General features: G+C 68.9%; 15 protein-coding genes and 1 riboswitch. Of the genes, 4 read left to right on the plus strand and 11 right to left on the minus strand.

Annotated elements, in window-relative coordinates; all coding sequences use genetic code 11:
- Nucleotides 1-8 precede the first annotated feature (8 nt).
- The gene (locus SH922_RS05590) at nt 9-1,796 is read left to right on the plus strand and encodes a substrate-binding and VWA domain-containing protein (RefSeq protein ID WP_393055292.1); all 1,788 of its coding nucleotides are present in this window, start codon (nt 9-11) and stop codon (nt 1,794-1,796) included.
- A 119-nt stretch (nt 1,797-1,915) separates the two neighbouring features.
- Here the strand turns inward: SH922_RS05590 and SH922_RS05595 are convergent, their stop codons facing one another.
- Entirely contained in the window at nt 1,916-3,421 is a 1,506-nt protein-coding gene (locus tag SH922_RS05595) for a glutamate-cysteine ligase family protein (RefSeq protein WP_393055294.1), read from the minus strand.
- A 481-nt stretch (nt 3,422-3,902) separates the two neighbouring features.
- On the opposite strand from SH922_RS05595, the gene SH922_RS05600 reads away from it, so the two are divergent.
- The gene (locus SH922_RS05600; RefSeq protein ID WP_393055296.1) at nt 3,903-4,496 is read left to right on the plus strand and encodes a hypothetical protein; all 594 of its coding nucleotides are present in this window, start codon (nt 3,903-3,905) and stop codon (nt 4,494-4,496) included.
- 339 nt (nt 4,497-4,835) lie between these two features.
- Nucleotides 4,836-5,042, plus strand: a complete 207-nt coding sequence (locus SH922_RS05605) for a DUF5999 family protein (protein WP_136326371.1) — start codon at nt 4,836-4,838, stop codon at nt 5,040-5,042.
- Nucleotides 5,043-5,135: 93 nt separating this feature from the next.
- Here SH922_RS05605 and gcvP read toward each other — a convergent pair whose 3' ends face one another.
- Nucleotides 5,136-8,021: an aminomethyl-transferring glycine dehydrogenase gene (gene gcvP / locus SH922_RS05610; RefSeq protein ID WP_393055298.1), complete on the minus strand. Its 2,886-nt coding sequence runs from the start codon at nt 8,019-8,021 to the stop codon at nt 5,136-5,138.
- A gap of 193 nt (nt 8,022-8,214) precedes the next feature.
- Nucleotides 8,215-8,311: riboswitch (glycine riboswitch) on the minus strand.
- Between the two features lie 101 nt (nt 8,312-8,412).
- Between gcvP and SH922_RS05615 the strand changes: the two genes are divergently transcribed.
- Nucleotides 8,413-8,793 carry a PRC-barrel domain-containing protein gene (locus SH922_RS05615; protein WP_393055300.1) on the plus strand — a complete coding sequence of 127 codons (381 nt, stop codon included), beginning with the start codon at nt 8,413-8,415 and terminating at the stop codon, nt 8,791-8,793.
- On the opposite strand, the gene SH922_RS05620 is transcribed toward SH922_RS05615, so the two are convergent.
- The 9 genes from SH922_RS05620 to SH922_RS05660 all read right to left on the minus strand — a co-directional run bounded on the left by SH922_RS05620 (nt 8,718) and on the right by SH922_RS05660 (nt 18,037).
- Nucleotides 8,718-10,166 (minus strand): DNA polymerase IV, encoded by a 1,449-nt coding sequence (locus tag SH922_RS05620; RefSeq protein ID WP_393055302.1) that lies wholly within the window; start codon nt 10,164-10,166, stop codon nt 8,718-8,720. The two genes, SH922_RS05615 and SH922_RS05620, sit on opposite strands and share 76 nt — an antisense overlap.
- A gap of 93 nt (nt 10,167-10,259) precedes the next feature.
- On the minus strand, nt 10,260-10,877 hold the full coding sequence (locus SH922_RS05625) for a MerR family transcriptional regulator (RefSeq protein WP_393055304.1): 618 nt from the start codon (nt 10,875-10,877) through the stop codon (nt 10,260-10,262).
- A gap of 167 nt (nt 10,878-11,044) precedes the next feature.
- Nucleotides 11,045-11,518 (minus strand): bifunctional nuclease family protein, encoded by a 474-nt coding sequence (locus tag SH922_RS05630; RefSeq protein WP_006123076.1) that lies wholly within the window; start codon nt 11,516-11,518, stop codon nt 11,045-11,047.
- Nucleotides 11,519-11,571: 53 nt separating this feature from the next.
- Nucleotides 11,572-12,315: a MerR family transcriptional regulator gene (locus SH922_RS05635; RefSeq protein ID WP_393055306.1), complete on the minus strand. Its 744-nt coding sequence runs from the start codon at nt 12,313-12,315 to the stop codon at nt 11,572-11,574.
- Between the two features lie 46 nt (nt 12,316-12,361).
- Complete coding sequence (locus SH922_RS05640; protein WP_393055308.1) at nt 12,362-13,150, minus strand: FHA domain-containing protein; 789 nt, start codon at nt 13,148-13,150, stop codon at nt 12,362-12,364.
- A gap of 190 nt (nt 13,151-13,340) precedes the next feature.
- Entirely contained in the window at nt 13,341-14,129 is a 789-nt protein-coding gene (locus tag SH922_RS05645) for a DUF881 domain-containing protein (protein ID WP_393055310.1), read from the minus strand.
- 5 nt (nt 14,130-14,134) lie between these two features.
- The gene (locus tag SH922_RS05650) at nt 14,135-14,467 is read right to left on the minus strand and encodes a small basic family protein (RefSeq protein ID WP_003970459.1); all 333 of its coding nucleotides are present in this window, start codon (nt 14,465-14,467) and stop codon (nt 14,135-14,137) included.
- Nucleotides 14,464-15,387 (minus strand): DUF881 domain-containing protein, encoded by a 924-nt coding sequence (locus SH922_RS05655; protein ID WP_393055312.1) that lies wholly within the window; start codon nt 15,385-15,387, stop codon nt 14,464-14,466. The genes SH922_RS05650 and SH922_RS05655 overlap by 4 nt, the downstream gene beginning before the upstream one ends.
- A 154-nt stretch (nt 15,388-15,541) precedes the next feature.
- Nucleotides 15,542-18,037, minus strand: a complete 2,496-nt coding sequence (locus SH922_RS05660) for a mannose-1-phosphate guanyltransferase (protein WP_327712143.1) — start codon at nt 18,035-18,037, stop codon at nt 15,542-15,544.
- Between the last annotated feature and the right edge of the window lie 36 nt (nt 18,038-18,073).

Consider the following 18,073-nt stretch of genomic DNA (forward strand, 5'->3'; position numbering starts at 1 on the left):
CCACCGACATGGGACGTCACAGCTTGCCCGACGACTACGCCACGGACGAAGGCGGGGACCGTCCGCCGCGCCGTCGTCGCACCGTGGCCATCGCCACCATGCTCGTTCTCGCCGTGGCTGCGGGAACGGCGGTCGCGGCACAGGGCGGCTTGCTGTCGTTCTCGAAGTCCTGCGAGGACACCGCCGTACACCTGTCCATGATGACGTCACCGGACATCGCTCCCGCCGTGCGTGCCGTCGCCGACAAGGCACGCAAGGACGACCTGAGATCCGACGGCCACTGTGTGGACGTGGACGTGGTGGCCCGCGACTCGTACAAGGTCGCGGACGCGCTCGCCCGCGGCACCCGGGCACCGGACTACCAGATGTGGCTCCCCGACTCCGACCTCTGGCTGAACCGGGCGAAGGGCACCGGAGACGCCATCCCGATCGCCCCCGGCGACTCCGTCGCCTCGTCACCCGTCACACTCGCCATGGTGCCCTCCGCCGCCAAGACCCTGGGCTGGCCGGAGAAGAAGTACTCCTGGGCGGAACTGACGGCCGCGGCCATGGAGTCCGACAAGGTGCGCCTCGGCTCGGCCGACCCCGCACGCAGCGCCACGGGCCTGCTGGCGCTGACGAGCATCGGAATCTCCTCCGACAAGTTGGGCGGAGACAGCGACACCAGAGCCGCGGCCACCGCCAAGCTGCTCGCCCAGCGGATGTCGGACGGCGACGCCCAGGTCGTCGAGACCCTGCCCCAGGACAGTTCCGACGCGGAGCAGGGCAATCCGGCACGCAACCAGGCGGTGCTTCTCTCCGAACAGGCCGCGTTCGCCCACAACGCCGAGTCCACGGACGGCGGCAAGCTCGACCTCTTCTACCCCAAGGACGGCGCCCCGCTCCTCAACTACCCGTTCACCCTGGTCAACGAGGACGAGCAGACGACGGAAGAGAGCCGGGCGGCGCTACGGTTCATGCTGCTGCTGTCCGAGGACGCCGCCCAGCGCACGCTGGCGGAGCACGGATTCCGAACCGTCGACGGCACGGCGGACGAGGGCCTCGTCGCCTCGGCCGGCGGCAAGACGCCCCAGCCGTACGCCACATCGCCCGGGACAGCGCCCTCGGACGAGACGTTGCAGGAGACGCTCGGCATGTGGACGATCACGGTGCAGAGCGCGCGGCTCACCACCGTCGTCGACGCATCGGGATCGATGGCCACGATCGTGCCGGGCCGCAACCAGTCCCGGATGGACGTCACCAAGGCGTCCCTGATCCAGGCGCTCAACCAGTTCACCCCGAACGACGAGATCGGCCTCTGGGAGTTCGCCACCACGCTCGACGGCGAGAAGGACTACCGCAGGCTGGTGGCGACCAGCCGGCTCGGCGACCCGGCCAAGGGAGGCGGCACACACCGCGAGAAGCTCGCCGCGGCGTTCGCCGCGCTGCAGCCCGTGCCCGACGGTGCGACAGGCCTGTACGACACCGCGCTGGCCGCCTACAAGGAGGCACAGCGCACCTACGTGAAGGGCAAGTTCAACGCTGTCGTGATCCTCACGGACGGTTCGAACCAGGATGAGCAGTCCATCTCGCGCACCGCCCTGATCGCCGAGCTCAAGAAGATCACCGACCCGGAGCGCCCGGTGCCGCTGCTCGCCATCGCGGTCGGCCCCGACGCCGACCGCGAAGAGGTGAACGAGATAGCGAAGGTGACCGGCGGCGGCGGATATCAGGTCAGCGACCCGGCGGAGATCCAGGCGGTGATCCTGCAGGCCGTCATGACCGCGGGACAGAGCGGTGGCGCAGCCGGGGAGTAGCGCGCACGGCCAGGGCACGGCCCGGGCGGACCGCTCCCGCAGCGGCCGCGGGAGCGGTCCGCCCCGAGAGCACGGCATGTCCGCAACAGCGGCGGGACAACCGGCCGCCCCGGCCCGCCTCACCGTGCGGGAAGGTCCACCGGCCAGGTGTGCACGGGCTCGCCGTCCTGCATCAGTTCGGCGTAGCGCCGGGTCATGGCGGCGAGTGCCTCAGCCCGCCCCAGCCCGGCCTCCCGGGCCCGGTGGTAGGTGTCCGCCTGCCAGGACGCGCCGTTCGCCCGCCGCCTGCAGCGCTCCTCGATGATTCCCAGGTAGTGGTCCCGGTCCGCGGGCTCGATGTTCCAGGCGTCGAGGCCCGCGGCGGCCAGGGGCAGCAGCTCGTCCCGCACGAGCTTGACCGCCGGAACCCGGGTCAGCCCGCCGGAACGGCCGGGCCTGGGCCAGAGCAGTTCGGCGTCGATGCCCCGGCGGCAGGCGGTCTCGAAGTTCTCGGCCGCGGCAGTGAAGGGCATCCTCGTCCACACCGGACGGGATTCCTCCGCAAGAGCCCGTACGAGTCCGTAGTAGAGCGCGGTGTTGGCGATCACATCGGCGACGGTCGGTCCCGCGGGCAGCACCCGGTTCTCCACCCGCAGGTGCGGGACGCCGTCCGCGAGCCCGTACACCGGGCGGTTCCACCGGTAGACCGTGCCGTTGTGCAGGACGAGCTCCTGGAGTCGCGGCACCCCCCCGTCGTCGAGGACCCGTAGCGGGTCCTCCTCGTCGCAGATGGGCAGCAGCGGGGGGAAGAAGCGGAGGTTCTCCTCGAAGAGCTCGTACGCCGAATCGACCCACCGCTCACCGAACCAGGTCCTCGGCCGCACCCCCTGGTTCTGGAGTTCGGGCGGCCTGGTGTCCGTGGCCTGCTGGAAGAGGGGCGGCCGCGACTCCCGCCACAACTCCCGGCCGAACAGGAAGGGGGAATTGGCCCCCATGGCCACCTGGACCGCCGCGACGGCCTGGGCCGCGTTCCACACGTCCGCAAAGCGTTCGGGAGTCACCTGCAGGTGCAGCTGCACCGACGTGCAGGCCGCCTCGGGCGTGATCGACCCGGAGGTGCAGACCAGTCTCTCCACACCTTCGATATCCAGGGAGAAATCCTCGCCGCGCGCCGCCACCATTTGATCGTTCAGCAACGCGTAGCGGTCCACGTCCGAGAGATTGGACCGGACCATGTCGTCGCGGCCCAGGGTGGGAAGTATTCCGATCATCATGATCCCGGCGTCGACCTCGGCGGCCTTCCGGTCGGCATATCCGAGACCGGTCCTCAGCTCTTCGGCCAGCTGGTCGAGAACGCGGCCTGAAAGATTGTGGGGAACTATGTTCACTTCGAGATTGAACATCCCCAGTTCTGTCTGGAAATCCCGGCTCGCGATGCGATCCAGAACCTGCCCATTCAACATCTTCGGCATACCGTCGGCGCCGGCCAGATTCAGCTCGATCTCCATGCCCATGAGGTTGCGCGGCCGGTCGAACCTCCGCTCCGCCAGGAGCCTCCCCAGCCCCTCCAGGCACTGGTGGAGCTTCCTCCGGTACTTCTGCCGGTCGGACAGGTCAAAGGAGCCGGCAACGACCTTCTCCCCCATCGAAGCATCCCTCCTCGAGTGGGCAGCCCGCGGCCCAGGCCGCTCGCGTCACGATCGATAATGCCCAGGCGGAGAGATCCATAACGCCCCACGGACGCCGCGCACCCGCTAATCTGATGACCGAGGCCCGGGGCACATTCACTCGGCATGACGCAGCGCGCAGATTCCCCGTTCGGCACGCCGGGAAAGCGCCGGTACGTTTCAGCCTACCGCGATGCGGGAAAAACCCGAGGCGGTGGCTGCGCCGCTCGCACCGAATCAGCATAATCTCCGCATAATTGAGTCCGGATACCGCCTTGTCGGCAATAGCCGTGGCGGCTAGTGGAAACACCGCGTGAACACGTGTCGTATAAACTCCGCGGACGAGGCAGAGAGTTGACGCACCGGCCCAGTCACCGGCCTCCTCTGGCCCCGCCCGCCGACAGCGCCGTCTGCACCCGCCCACGCTCCACCGTGTCTCCGAAGTGAGAGGCGACCCACTATGCCGCTGCATGTACCCCCGGCTCCCGCGCCCGCTCTGCGCAGCGTTCTCGCGGCGCTCGGTTCACCGACCGCGGTCCGCGAGGCCCGCACCCCCGCTCTGCGGTCCGCCCAGGGACCGCTGAGCCCCGAACACCCGCTCCCCGTCCACGTGCTGGACCGAATCGGCCCGGGCGGGCTCGCCCCCACCACCCGGCTCGCCGCATGGCGCTTCCTGATCCGCAGCACGGAGCGTGCCGTCGCCGCGGCGGACACGATGCTCACCCCGGACGGCTGGGCGTTCTCGCACTTCTTCGAAGGCCCGTACATCGCCTCGACCGAACTCGCCCTGCGCCAGGCGGACGCGGCGGCAACCCCCTACCAGCCGCGACTGCTGTCCATCCCCGAGCTCTACATGCTGGCCCTGTGGCTGCACGGGGACACCGAGGCCGACGCGTCCGGCGGGTCTCCCGCCCCGGCCGATCTGCTGGTACCGCTCGCTCCCGCCCCACCGGGTATCGCGGCACACCGTCCGCACCGGGTCGCTGATCTGCTCCCCGTGATCACCACCCGTATCACACCCGGCCCCGGCCCCCTGCTCGGCTCTCCCGCCTGATCACCTCCCCCCCCACTTGATGGCACTGTGCCCCGCCACCGGATCCGGTGGCGGGGCACAGTGCCATCAAGTGGGGGCACTCGTGCCCATCTGGGCACTCGTGCCCATCCGGACTAGCCCCATCCGGCCACCCCGAACCACCCGAAGTGACAGTGCAGTTGCGTTGAACCGTCCGGGCGGGTGATGCGTCATGAGAGGAGAAGAAGTGCTGCTGCGAAATCCCTGCGGATTGACGCCCGTGGGGCAACACTGGGACCGGACCGATCGATACGGGGGGCGGCCATGAACACCACTTCAAGCCGCAGGACACTCAACTCAACGCAGCGAAAGAACCCATCCATGTGTCAGCACCAGCCACCCTGCCCGACAGCCGACTCAGCCGACCGGGAAGCCGCCCGCCTGGTGGCGCACCATCCGGAACAGGGCTGGAGCCTGCTGTGCAACGGCGTCCTGCTCTTCGAGGACACCGGTGAGCTGCTCCCGGACGGGCAGATCATCGCCCCGCACCGACCCCTGGGAACGGGCCGGGTGGTGAAGGCGGCCTGAGCCGCCGGTACGGAAAGGGGCCGGCCCGGAGAAGTCTCCGCACCGGCCCCCACGCATGTCCGCGTCACGTCCCCGTGTTCCGGCGTCCCGGAATCAGCTGTCGTACTCCTCCAGCGGCGGGCAGGAGCAGACGAGGTTGCGGTCACCGAACGCACCGTCGATCCGGCGCACCGGCGGCCAGTACTTGTCGGCGGCCGAGACCCCGGCGGGGAAGACGGCCACCTCACGGCTGTAGCCGTGATCCCACTCCCCGCCCAGCGCGGCCGCGGTGTGCGGCGCGTTGCCCAGCGGGTTGTCGTCCGCGCTCCACTCGCCCGAGGCCACCTTCTCGATCTCGCCGCGAATGGCGATCATCGTGTCGCAGAAGCGGTCCAGCTCCGCGAGGTCCTCGCTCTCGGTCGGCTCGATCATGAGCGTCCCCGCGACCGGGAACGACATGGTCGGCGAGTGGAAGCCGTAGTCGATGAGGCGCTTGGCGACGTCGTCGATGCTGACGCCGGTCGCCTTGGAGATGGGGCGCAGGTCCACGATGCACTCGTGCGCGACCAGTCCGGCCGGGCCGTTGTACAGGATCGGGTAGTGCGGCTCCAGCCGCTTGGCGATGTAGTTGGCCGCGAGTACGGCGACCTGCGTCGCACGCTTGAGGCCCTCGCCGCCCATCAGGCGTACGTAGGCCCAGGAGATCGGAAGAATTCCGGCGGAGCCCCACGGAGCGGCCGAGATCGGTCCGACACCGGTCTCCGGACCGGCGGCGGGCTGCAGCGGGTGGTTCGGGAGGTACGGCGCCAGGTGCGCACGCACACCGACCGGACCGACGCCGGGACCGCCGCCGCCGTGCGGGATGCAGAAGGTCTTGTGCAGGTTCAGGTGCGAGACGTCGCCGCCGAAGTGACCCGGCTTGGCCAGGCCGACCAGTGCGTTGAGGTTGGCCCCGTCGACGTACACCTGGCCGCCGGCGTCGTGCACCTCGGCGCAGATGTCGGCGACGTGCTCCTCGAAGACACCGTGGGTGGACGGGTAGGTGATCATGAGCACGGCGAGCTCGTCGCGGTGCCGCGCGATCTTGGCGCGGAGGTCCTCGATGTCGACCTCGCCGTCGTCGGCGGTGTTCACCACGACGACCTTCATGCCGGCCATCACGGCGCTCGCCGCGTTGGTGCCGTGCGCGGAGGACGGAATCAGGCAGACGGTCCGGCCCTCGTCGCCGTTGGCGCGGTGGTACGCGCGGACGGCCAGCAGCCCCGCGAACTCGCCCTGCGAGCCGGCGTTCGGCTGGATGGAGACCGCGTCGTAGCCGGTGACCTCCGCGAGGCGCTCCTCCAGCTCACGGATGAGCGTCAGGAAGCCCTCGGCCTGCTCGGCCGGTGCGAACGGATGCAGCGCGCCGAACTCGGGCCAGGTGATCGACTCCATCTCGGCGGTCGCGTTCAGCTTCATGGTGCAGGAGCCGAGCGGGATCATGCCGCGGTCCAGCGCGTAGTCGCGATCGGCGAGCTTGCGCAGGTAGCGCAGCATCGCGGTCTCGGAACGGTGCTGGTGGAAGACCGGATGGGTGAGGAACGCGTCGGTGCGCAGCAGGCCCTCCGGCAGCGCGTCGGCGGTCGTGGCGTCCAGCGCCTCGATGTCGCCTCCGGCGCCGAAGGCGGCCCAGACGGCAGCGATCTGCGCGCGGGTCGTGGTCTCGTCACACGCGAGCGAGACCAGGTCGCCGTCGACGAGCCGCAGGTTGACCCCGCGGTCACGGGCGTCGGCGACCACCTCGGCGGCCTTGCCCGGGACCCGGACGGTGAGCGTGTCGAAGTGGCTACCGGTCACCACGTCGACACCGGCGGCCCGCAGCCCCTCGGCCAGGATGGCCGCGTAGCGGTGGGTGCGCCGCGCGATCGTCCGCAGCCCGTCGGGGCCGTGGTAGACGGCGTACATGCCGGCCATCACGGCGAGCAGTACCTGAGCGGTACAGATGTTGCTGGTGGCCTTCTCACGGCGGATGTGCTGCTCGCGGGTCTGCAGGGCCAGCCGGTACGCCTTGTTGCCGTCCGCGTCCACGGAGACACCGACGAGGCGGCCGGGGAGGCTGCGGGCGAACTTCTCGCGTACGGCCATGAAGCCGGCGTGCGGTCCGCCGAAGCCCATCGGCACACCGAAGCGCTGCGTGGTGCCGACCGCGATGTCCGCTCCGAGGTCGCCGGGCGAGGTGAGCAGGGTGAGCGCCAGCAGGTCCGCGGCCACGGTGACGATCGCGCCGAGCTCGTGGGCCTGCTCGATGACGGGCTTGATGTCCCGTACGGCTCCGGAGGCGCCCGGGTACTGCAGCAGCACGCCGAAGACGCCGCGCTCGGCGATCTCGGCCGGGATGCCGTCGGTGAGGTCGGCGACGACGACCTCGACCCCGGTCGGCTCGGCGCGGGTCTCGATGACGGCGACGGTCTGCGGCAGGGTGTCGGCGTCGACCAGGAAGACGCCCTTCTTCACCTTGCCGACGCGCCGGGCCAGTGCCATGGCCTCGGCCGCGGCGGTGCCCTCGTCGAGCAGCGAGGCGCCGGAGGTGGGCAGCCCGGTGAGCTCGGCGACCATCGTCTGGAAGTTCAGGAGGGCTTCGAGACGGCCCTGGGAGATCTCCGGCTGGTACGGCGTGTAGGCCGTGTACCAGGCAGGGTTCTCCATCACGTTGCGAAGGATCACCGGCGGGGTGAACGTGCCGTAATAGCCGAGGCCGATCATCGGGGCCAGGACGTGGTTGCGGTCGGCGAGGAGGCGCAGCTCGGCCAGCACCTCGGCCTCGGTCCGGGCCGTCGGCAGCTGCAGCGCCTCGGCGCTCCTGATGACATCGGGCACCGCAGCCGCGGTCAGCTCGTCGAGCGAGCCGTAACCGACCTGGGCGAGCATCTTCGCCTGTGCCTCGGCATCGGGACCGATGTGGCGCTGCTCGAAGGGGATTCCCTGTTCGAGCTGGGTGAGCGAAGTGCGACGGGGGGTCATGATGGAGGCCTCCTGGTCTGTCACGACCTGCGAGGGGCACCACGGCGCGGGGTGCCCGAACGGCCTCCCCCTCTGTCATCTCAACCTGAGAGCTTCACCGGTGCCCGCGGGGCGCACCGGCTTTCACCGTCGGTGAGGGAGAGGTCCGGCCCGGCCGAGGCCGTGCGAAACCCGCCCTGCTTTCCAGAGTGACCTCGTCCGTGCGGTACGGGGGCCTGAGAGATTCCGGGGAGGATTTGCTCCTTCGGCGCCTCCGGACTTCCTCCGGAGGACTCTCCCGCACAGGGTCAGCAGCCATTGCCAGCCTACCAGCGGGGTATGCGGTGGAAGTCTCGAGTGGCCAATGCCACGGATCTGCACTTCTGTAGTGCCTGTGGAGTAGCTGCGACCCATGGGAGGCACCGTGCAGACCGACATCGATCCGCGCAGCCTGATCGGCCGCAAGGCGTTCGACCGCAAGGGCACCAAGATCGGAACCGTGGACGAGGTGTATCTCGACGACGCCACCGGTGTGCCCGAATGGGCGGCCGTACGTACCGGACTGTTCAGCCGGGACGCCTTCGTCCCGTTGGAGCCCAGCGAATTCGTCGAGGACACGCTGCGCATCCCCTTCGACCGCGCCCTGATCAAGGACGCACCCGACTTCGGCGTCGGCCGTCACCTCTCGCCGGAACAGGAGCTTCAGCTCTACCGGCACTACGGTCTGGACTCGGCGCCGGGCGAGAGCGCCCCCGACCGCGACTTCGGCAGGCTGGCGGGCCAGGACGAGTAGTCCACCGGGTTCCGCACGAGCGGCAGCGGATCGGCCGGCTGCAGTTCCGGATCATCGATACGGAACGTACGGACCCGGCCGGGCGCCGATTCCGGTTCCTCGAATCGCACCGTCACCCGCCCGACCCCGCTGCCCTGCACCCAGCCGTGCCCGTGCGTGTCGTGGTGTACGTCGTGACCGGCCGGCCAGCGCCGCGCCGCGAGCTGCTCCGCACTTTCCTGCGCGGGCTCCTCGCCCGCCGGCTCTCCCTCGTCCACGCCCGCCTCGGCGGTGTCGGGGAGCTCGGCGGCCGTCCGCTCGTCCGCCGCCTGGGCGAACAGGTCCTCCTGGGTGAAGTCGGCGAGCCCTGTGACGCCGACGCCCAGCAGCCGCACGCCGCCGGTGGTGTCCACGGACTCCAGGAGCCGCGCAGCGGCCTCTCTGACGACCGTGGGGTCGTCGGTGGGCCCTCGGAGCGTCTCGGAGCGGGTGAGGGTCGAGAAGTCGTAGCGCCGCACTTTCAGCACCACCGTGCGCCCCGACCGCCCGGCACCCCTCAGCCGCCGGACACACCGGTCGGCGAGCCGCTCCACCTCTGTCCTGACCCGGACGCGGTCATGCAGATCCGTGTCGAAGGTGTCCTCGACCGAAACCGATTTCGCGTCCCGCTCGGCGACCACGGGCCGGTCGTCGTACCCGAACGCCATGCGGTGCAGAGAGCTGCCGTGTGCCTTGCCCAGCAGCCGTACGAGTTCCGCCTCGCCCGCCTCGGCTAGGTCGTTGACCGTGGTCATGCCGGCGCGGCGCAGATGGTCCGCGGTGGCGGGGCCGACGCCGGGCAGGGTACGCACCGTCATGGGCGCAAGCAGTTCCCGCTCCGTGCCCGGCTCTATCAGCAGGATCCCGTCGGGTTTCGCCTCCTCGGAGGCGATCTTCGCCAGCATCTTGGAACCTGCGAGCCCGACGGAGCCGCTGAGGCCCGTGACCGCCTCGATCGCCCCGCGCAGCTGTACGCCGATCTCCAGGGCCGAAGCCGCGTCGTCCGCCGTGCCGCCCGCCTCCAGGTCGACGAAGGCCTCATCGAGGCTGAGGGGCTCGACAAGGGGCGAGAGGCGCCCCAGCAGCTCCATGACCTGGTCGCTCACGGTCCGGTAGAGCGTGAAGCGCGGCACCAGATAGGCCGCGTTCGGTGCCAGCCTTCTGGCCTGCGCCATCGGCATCGCCGAGTGCACGCCGAAACGCCGCGCCTCGTACGAGGCGGTGGCGACGACTCCCCGGGGGCCCAGTCCGCCCACCACGACCGGCTTGCCGCGCAGGCTCGGCTTCGCCGCCTGCTCCGCAGACGCGTAGAAGGCATCCATGTCCAGATGCAGGATGGTGGGCGCGGCTCTCACATCAACCGATGGTGCCCTACGGCACTGACAGCCGCCCTGCCACGACGGCGGGCACACCCCGGATTTCCGGGGCGCGGCCGCGCTCCCACCCGGTCAGCCCGCCCGGTTGCGCCGACGTGCGAGCTCGTCGGTGGGGTTGTTGCCGATCAGCGTCTCGCCGGTGTCCACGCGCTCCCCGTGCAACTGCGACAGCGCGGCGTCCACGTCCCGCCACACCACCCCGACGGCGATACCGAAGACTCCCTGGCCCCCTTGGAGCAGCTCGACGACCTCGGCGGGCGAGGAGCACTCGTAGACGGTCGCTCCGTCACTCATCAGCGTCATGCGCTCGAGATCCTGGAAGCCGCGGGCTCGCAGGTGCTGCACGGTGGTGCGAATGTTCTGAAGCGCCACCCCGGTATCGAGGAAACGCTTCACGATCTTCAACAGGACGACGTCCCGGAAGCTGTAGAGCCGCTGCGTGCCCGACCCGTAGGCCGGGCGGACGCTCGGTTCCACCAGGCCTGTGCGGGCCCAGTAGTCGAGCTGCCTGTAGGTGATACCCGCGGCTGCGCACGCCGTCGGGCCCCGGTAGCCGATCTCGTTGGCCGATGTCACGCCGTCCCCCGCCACCGCATCCGGCGCAGCCGGTTGCCTGATGGTGTGGCCGGCTGTACTCCCCTGCTGCGGATACGGCCCACCTGCTGCCGTACCGTCGCCGCTGCTTCTCACGCCGACCTCCGTCCTTGACCTGCCCACTCGAAGGTAGGCAGTCACCCGGGGTGCGTCAACGATCGCCACACTCGGCACGCCGAGTGATAATCACCCTGAGAGTGGTTTCCCGTGACCTACAACCGGGAAAGGCTTGTCGGATGCGCTGGCGGGAACCCCTTGGGACGTCACTGACTGTTCGTACCGAAGTCCTCCGGTGAGATCTGGTCGAGGAACTCGCGGAACTTCTCCACCTCGTCCTCCTGCTCGTCGGGAATCGCGATTCCCGCATCGTCGAGCACCCCGTCACTGCCGTAGATCGGCGTGCCGGTGCGCAGGGCGAGCGCTATGGCGTCGGAAGGCCGCGCGCTCACCTCGACTCCGCTGGCGAAGACCAGCTCCGCGTAGAAGACCCCTTCTCGCAGATCCGTGATCCGGACCTCGGTGAGCTCCTGGCCGACGGCCTCGAGCACATCCTTGAAGAGATCATGGGTCAGCGGCCTGGCCGGAGCCATGCCCTGCTGAGCGAAGGCGATCGCGGTCGCCTCACCAGGACCGATCCAAATGGGGAGGTACCGATCGCCTCCCACTTCACGCAGGAGCACGATCGGTTGATTGGAGGGCATTTCCACCCGGACACCCACAACGTCGAGCTCGTTCACACAGCAACCCTAGGACGTGCTCGGCAGGTTTGGGTAGTCGGGCCCCATCGGGATCAGTGGAGACGAATCTGCAGAGCGGTCTGCACGAGGGCCGAGTGCAGCCGCACAGAGAGCTCGGCGAGCTCCTTCGCGGTGGCCTCGGCATGCGCTCTGGTCTGCGGATTCCGGTGCCGGCGCAGCGGTGCGACGACCTGCTCGATCAGCCCCGCCTCCCGGTCCGCAGCCGCTCGCATCGCGCGCAGATGACGCGGTTCCAGACCGAATCGCCCCAGATCCGCCACAAGCCTGGCGATGGTGACCGTCTCGGCGTCGTACCCACCCTGCGCCGACGGTGCGACAAGACCGTACGACTCCCACACATCCAGGTCACTCTCGGTCACCTCGGCGGCGGCAAGGAGCTCGGCACGGCCGATGCGGGCCGCGGTGGCCCGCCCCGGCCCACCGGTCCAGCCGCCGTCAGCCAGGTCCGGCTCGCCGCCCGGGGAGGGCAGAGCAACCTGTTCACCCCGAGCGAGGGCGTCCAAGTGCTCCCGGATGACCTTCAGCGGAAGATAGTGGTCCCGCTGCATCCGCAGCACCTGAGCCAGCCGCTCAACGTCGTCGGGACGGAACTTCCGGTATCCGGAAGGTGTCCGCTGCGGCTCGACCAGCCCCTCGGCCTCCAGGAAGCGAATCTTGGAGATAGTGACTTCGGGGAACTCGTCCCGCAACTGCAGGAGCACCGTGCCGATGCTCATCGGACGGTCGTCGGCGGTGGCGGTGCCGTGTCCGGCACCGCCCGTCGGTGTTCTCAGCATGGACCTTCCTGGGGGTCCTCCCCCCGACGGAGTCAGGGGGCGGGGGTCAGATGCCGCGCTGGCTCGCGTAGAAGACCAGCCGGTACTTGCCGATCTGCACCTCGTCACCGTTGGACAGAGCCACGGAGTCGATGCGCTCACGATTGACATAGGTGCCATTGAGGCTGCCCACATCCCCCACCGTGAAGCTGCCGTCGGGGCTCCGACGGAACTCCACGTGACGCCGCGACACCGTCACGTCGTCGAGGAAGATGTCACCCTGCGGGTGGCGGCCGGCCGTGGTCAGCTCGCTGTCCAGGAGGAAGCGGCTGCCCGAGTTGGGCCCCCGTCGCACGACCAGGAGTGCCGAACCGAGCGGCAGCGCGTCCACAGCGGCCTGGGCCTCGGGCGAGAGTGACGGCACGGACGTCTGCCCGGTCGCCTCCGCCTCGTAGGCCTCCAGGCCCGAGATGGAGATGGTCGACGTCGTCTCCGACGCCCGCTCCGGAATCCCGCCCCTGAGCGGCGCACCGCAGTTGGAGCAGAAACGGCTGGCTTCCGCGTTGCGATGCCCGCACCTCGTACAGACCGGCATGGACGAAGCCTCCTGCCTCGGGGTGAACCCTCCACCCGTACTTGAGGTTGAGGGTTCTCCGAAACCTATGCGGCCGGGACCAGCAGGGTCAACAGACGACGCGCCGGAACCACCCGAATTGTCACCCCCCGAACCTGCCACCTGATCACGGAAGAGGGGGCGCTCGCCGCCCTGCTCCTCAGTCTGACCATGGCGCGGTGCGCGATGGCGTGCAGCTTCATCGCGAGCGCTCTTGCCGAACAACTTCCCAAACAACTTCACGGGCGATTCCCCTTGACCGAAACAGACCCGCCCGTGGGGCAGGACGAACCCTGAATGAACACACCTGCCGACCCGGACATCTTCACAACGTCCGTATCCACTCGACAGTTTCCACCACGCACCACCATTACGATGCGGCGACCCCCCGCAACCTCCTGCCCGTGTCCCCCGAGGCCCACGCGTCCCGGGTTCACTGGGCCGACGACCGAGAGTAGTCAGGCCGCTCCGCCGGTCGCAAGGCGTCAATGACGATGTCCTCGGACTGCGCCACATGCACCGTGGCCTGCTCCTTCTCCAGCGTCTGCACCACACCGCCGGGGATGTTCAGCGCCGGTTCCAGGTCCTGCGGCTTGCCGATGACCTTGAAGACGTAGGGAGCGGAGATCTTGCGGTCGTCCACCTTGACAGCTCCTCCGTCCCCGGAGAAGTACGTATTGGCCACCACCCGCACGCCGTTGACCTCGATCGCCTCGGCGCCGGCCGCCCGGAGCTCCTGAAGGGCATCGAGCAGCATGTCGGCCTGCACCGCGCCCCCGGGGTCGTTCACCGTGAGGGTGATACCGGGGCCGTGCACCGCCACGGTACCCGCGAGGATGCCGAGTTGACGCTCCTTCTCCACTGTCTGCTTCCGCGCCTCTTCCGCCTGGTCGGAACTGTTCTCCAGTTCCGTGCGCTGGTCGACGAGGCGCTGCTTCTCGTCCTCCAGCCGCTGCGTTCGGTCGTCCACCTCGTCGAGGATGCGGACCAGGTCCTCCTGGCGGGCGCCGCGCAAGGCGCTGTTGTCGCTGTTCGACCGCACCTGGATGGCAAGGCCCAGGCCGAGCACAAACAGCAGCACCGCGACGATGAGTTGGGCGCGGGTGACCCGGGGCGGCCAGATTCCGGCCATCAGCCGCTGTCGCCCGGTCAGCTCCCCTGGAGCCTCCTCGGCCCGCTCGCCGGGCTCTTCGCGGTCGCCGTTGAATGCGTCGTTGCTCATCGGCGTCAGGCCCGGAAGACGTGCCGGCGGATCGCGGCGGCGTTGGAGAAGATCCGGATACCTAGGACGACGACCACGCCGGTGGAGAGCTGCGCTCCGACGCCCAGCTTGTCGCCCAGGAAGACGATAAGCGCGGCCACGACCACATTCGAGAGGAACGAGACCACGAAGACCTTGTCGACGAAGATGCCGTCGAGCATGGCCCGCAGACCACCGAAGACGGCATCCAGAGCCGCCACGACCGCGATCGGGAGGTACGGCTCGACCACCGCCGGCACTTCGGGCCGGACCAACAGTCCGACCACGACTCCCACGACGAGGCCCAGTACGGCGATCACGATGTGCCCTTCCCTGTGTCTGCCGCACCACTGCCGGTGTCTGCGGCCTTATAAGGCTCTGCTGTCCGTACGATCAGGCTCGGGGCCGCCGGGAGGCTCACCTTCTCCTGGACGGAGATGCTCGTCCGGATGTCGAAGGTGTCCTTCAGCGCCTGCAGGTACTGGCCGTCGGCACTGTCCTGGAATTCGGCGCCGAGCTTCTTCCCGTCCCCCACCGCAAGCACCGTGTACGGCGGCACGAGCGGTTTGTTGTCGACCAGTATGGCGTCGCCCGCGGCGCGGATCGCCGACAGGGCGGTCAGACGCTGTCCATTGATGGCGATCGCTTCGGCGCCGGACTGCCACAGGCCGTTGACGACCCGCTGCATGTCCCGGTCGCGGACCCGGCCCGTGTCGGAGAATCCGCTGCTCTCGCGCGGTCCGCCACCACCCTGGTCGGTGTCCTTCGCATCGTCGACGACAAGCTTCACCCCGGGACCGTGCACAGGTGTCGCCCCGGAGAGCAGGGCCACCAGCTCGGCCTGGTCACCACCATGCTTCTCCAGCGCCTTGCGCTGACGCCTGCCCACGTCGTCGCGGATCTCCTCCACGTTCGCTTCAAGGGTGTCGGCCGTGGACGTCTCCGCGTCGATGCGGTCGATGAGTTCCTCGCGCTCCTTGGCCAGGACCGGCGCGGCAACCCGCGCCTGAGCGGCACCGAGCGTCACGACAAGCGCTGCCAGCACCAGACACGCCGCGAAGCCGAGCTTCGCCTTGAGGGTCCGGGGCATCCCCGTACGCCCGTCGGCCTTGCGACGCGCCGCCGCCTCGGCATATCCGTCGTCCAGGCTGTGGTCCATCACATTGGTCAGCAGCGACATGGACGCGTCGGGACGCGGGGGCGGCGAGGCGGTACTCCGATCGGGGGGCTGCTGCGACATGCCGCACATCGTCGCATGTCGCAGCGGCTACCGCCGAATGGCCCCACCGATGTCCGGGACGCAGTCGCGCGACTCCCCCGGCCGCACCGCGGAATCCGGGCCGGGTCCGGATGCCGGGGCGGCACCGCTCACCCGCCCCGGCAATCCGATCACGTCATTGACCTGCGCTGTCGACGATCGCGGACCATTCGTCCAGGAGCGCCTGGGCCGAGGCATCGTCAGGCCCTTCGGCCCACAGATGCGTGACCGCTTCGGCCCGGTCCGGCAGCACCATCACCCACCGCCCGTCCGCCTCGACGACCCGCACACCGTCCGTCGTGTCCACGTTGCGGTCTCCCGCTGCCTCGACCACACGTCGCATCACCAGGCCCTTGACGGCCCACGGGGTCGCCAGATCACGCCGCAGCACGTGCGCACGCGGGATGCGTGCGTCGATCTGGCTGAGTGTGAGCTGCGTTCTTGCCACCAGCCCGATGAGCCGGACGAACGCGGCGGAGCCGTCGAAGACGCTGCTGAACTCGGGAACGATGAACCCGCCGCGTCCGTCCCCGCCGAAAATGGTCCCTTCCTCGCGTCCCACCCTCGTCAAATCGTCGGGCGACGTCGTCGTCCACTCGACCTGGGTCCCGTGGTACGCGGCCACCTGCTCGGCTACGCGGGTAGTGGTCACGGGCAGTGCCACCCGGCCGCTGCGACGCTCCGCGGCGACGAGGTCGAGCATGACCAGCAGGGCCCGGTCGTCCTCCACGATCCGGCCTCGCTCGTCGACCAGCGAAAGCCGTTCACCGACCGGGTCGAACCGGACGCCGAACGCCGCCCTCGCCGAGGAGACGATCTCCCCGAGCCGGACCAGCCCCGACCGGCGGGTCTCGGCCGACTCGGTCGGCCGGGATTCATCGAGGCCGGGGTTGATCGTCAGCGCATCCACACCGAGCCGTCCCAACAGGCTGGGGAGCACCAGCCCCGCACTGCCGTTGGAAGCATCGACCACCACCTTGAGCCCGGCGTCGGAGATCCCCGCGGTGTCCACGTTCCGCAGCAGGGATCCCGTGTACGAGTCGAAGACGCTGGACGGGAAGTGGAGATCCCCGATCTCGCCAGGGAAGGCACGGCGGTATTCCTGCCGGGCGTAGACCCGGTCCAGCTTGCGTTGCCGCGCCTGGGAGAGGTCCGCTCCCCGTTCGTCGAAGAACATGATGTCGACGGAGTCGGGAACACCCGGCGAGGTACGGATCATGATGCCGCCGGCGCTACCGCGTGCGGTCTGCTGGCGGGCCACGGGCAGGGGAACGTTCTCGAGGTCGCGGACGTCGATGGCGCTGGCCTGAAGGGCCGAGATGACCGCGCGCTTCAGTGCCCGGGCACCACGGGAGTGGTCACGTGCGGTGGTGACCGTGGAGCCCTTCTTCAGTGTCGTCGCATACGCACCGGCCAGCCTGACCGCCAGTTCCGGCGTGATCTCGACGTTCAGGATCCCCGATACTCCTCGTGCGCCGAAGAGGTGCGCCTGCCCGCGCGACTCCCAGATGACCGAGGTGTTGACGAACGCGCCGGCCTCGATGGTCTTGAAGGGGTAGACGCGAACATTTCCCTGGATGATCGATTCCTCGCCGACGAGGCATTCGTCGCCGATGACCGCCCCGTCCTCGATCCGCGCAGCGCGCATGATGTCGGTGTTCTTGCCGATCACGCAGCCGCGCAGGTTGCTGTGATCCCCGATGTACACGTTGTCGTGCACCACGGCCTTGTGAAGAAAAGCGCCGCTCTTCACGACGACGTTCGACCCGATGACGGTGTGCTCCCGGATCTCCACGCCGGCCTCGACCTTGGCGTAGTCACCGATGTACAACGGCCCCCGCAGCACCGCGTCGGGATGCACGTCCGCACCCTCGGCCACCCATACACCGGGGGAGATCTCGAAACCGTCGATCTCGACGTCGACCTTGCGTTCCAGCACGTCGGCCTGGGCCTTCACATAGCTCTCGTGCGTGCCGACGTCTTCCCAGTAGCCCTCGGCGATATAGCCGTAGATGGGCTTGCCTTCCTTCATGAGCTGCGGGAACACGTCACCGGACCAGTCCACGGAGACATCGGCCTCGACGTAGTTGAACACCTCGGGTTCCATGACATAGATGCCCGTGTTCACGGTGTCCGAGAAGACCTGGCCCCAGGTCGGCTTCTCCAGGAAGCGTTCGACCTGACCCGCTTCGTCCACGATGGTGATCCCGAATTCCAGGGGATTCGGGACGCGGGTGAGACAGACCGTGACCAGTCCGCCCTTTTCCTTGTGGAAGGCGATGAGGTCGGTGAGGTCGAAGTCGGTGAGCGCATCACCGGAAATCACGAGGAAGGTGTCGTCCTTCAACGCCTCTTCGGCATTCTTCACACTGCCCGCTGTACCGAGCGGTTTCTCCTCGTTTGCATAGCTGAGCTCCATCCCGAGCTCTTCGCCGTCTCCGAAGTAGTTCTTCACGAGCGACGCGAGGAACTGGACGGTCACGACCGTCTCATTGAGCCCGTGCCGTTTGAGCAGGCGTAGCACATGCTCCATGATCGGCCGGTTGGCTACGGGCAGGAGCGGCTTGGGCATGCTTGAGGTCATGGGGCGAAGGCGAGTGCCTTCACCACCTGCCATCACGACGGCCTTCATGTCGGAACGTCCTCCTTGAAGAGACGACGGTCTAGC

It is taken from the genome of Streptomyces sp. LN549 (assembly GCF_043203805.1).
Lineage (GTDB): Bacteria > Actinomycetota > Actinomycetes > Streptomycetales > Streptomycetaceae > Streptomyces.

What these genes read in the sequence shown, in the direction of transcription:
- SH922_RS05600 (WP_393055296.1), top strand. Translation starts at nt 3,903, where the DNA reads ATGCCGCTGCATGTACCCCCGGCTCCCGCGCCCGCTCTGCGCAGCGTT.
- SH922_RS05655 (WP_393055312.1), bottom strand. Translation starts at nt 15,387, where the DNA reads ATGTCGCAGCAGCCCCCCGATCGGAGTACCGCCTCGCCGCCCCCGCGT.
- gcvP (WP_393055298.1), bottom strand. Translation starts at nt 8,021, where the DNA reads ATGACCCCCCGTCGCACTTCGCTCACCCAGCTCGAACAGGGAATCCCC.
- SH922_RS05645 (WP_393055310.1), bottom strand. Translation starts at nt 14,129, where the DNA reads ATGAGCAACGACGCATTCAACGGCGACCGCGAAGAGCCCGGCGAGCGG.
- SH922_RS05605 (WP_136326371.1), top strand. Translation starts at nt 4,836, where the DNA reads ATGTGTCAGCACCAGCCACCCTGCCCGACAGCCGACTCAGCCGACCGG.
- SH922_RS05615 (WP_393055300.1), top strand. Translation starts at nt 8,413, where the DNA reads ATGGGAGGCACCGTGCAGACCGACATCGATCCGCGCAGCCTGATCGGC.
- SH922_RS05590 (WP_393055292.1), top strand. Translation starts at nt 9, where the DNA reads ATGGGACGTCACAGCTTGCCCGACGACTACGCCACGGACGAAGGCGGG.
- SH922_RS05635 (WP_393055306.1), bottom strand. Translation starts at nt 12,315, where the DNA reads ATGCTGAGAACACCGACGGGCGGTGCCGGACACGGCACCGCCACCGCC.
- SH922_RS05660 (WP_327712143.1), bottom strand. Translation starts at nt 18,037, where the DNA reads ATGAAGGCCGTCGTGATGGCAGGTGGTGAAGGCACTCGCCTTCGCCCC.
- SH922_RS05595 (WP_393055294.1), bottom strand. Translation starts at nt 3,421, where the DNA reads ATGGGGGAGAAGGTCGTTGCCGGCTCCTTTGACCTGTCCGACCGGCAG.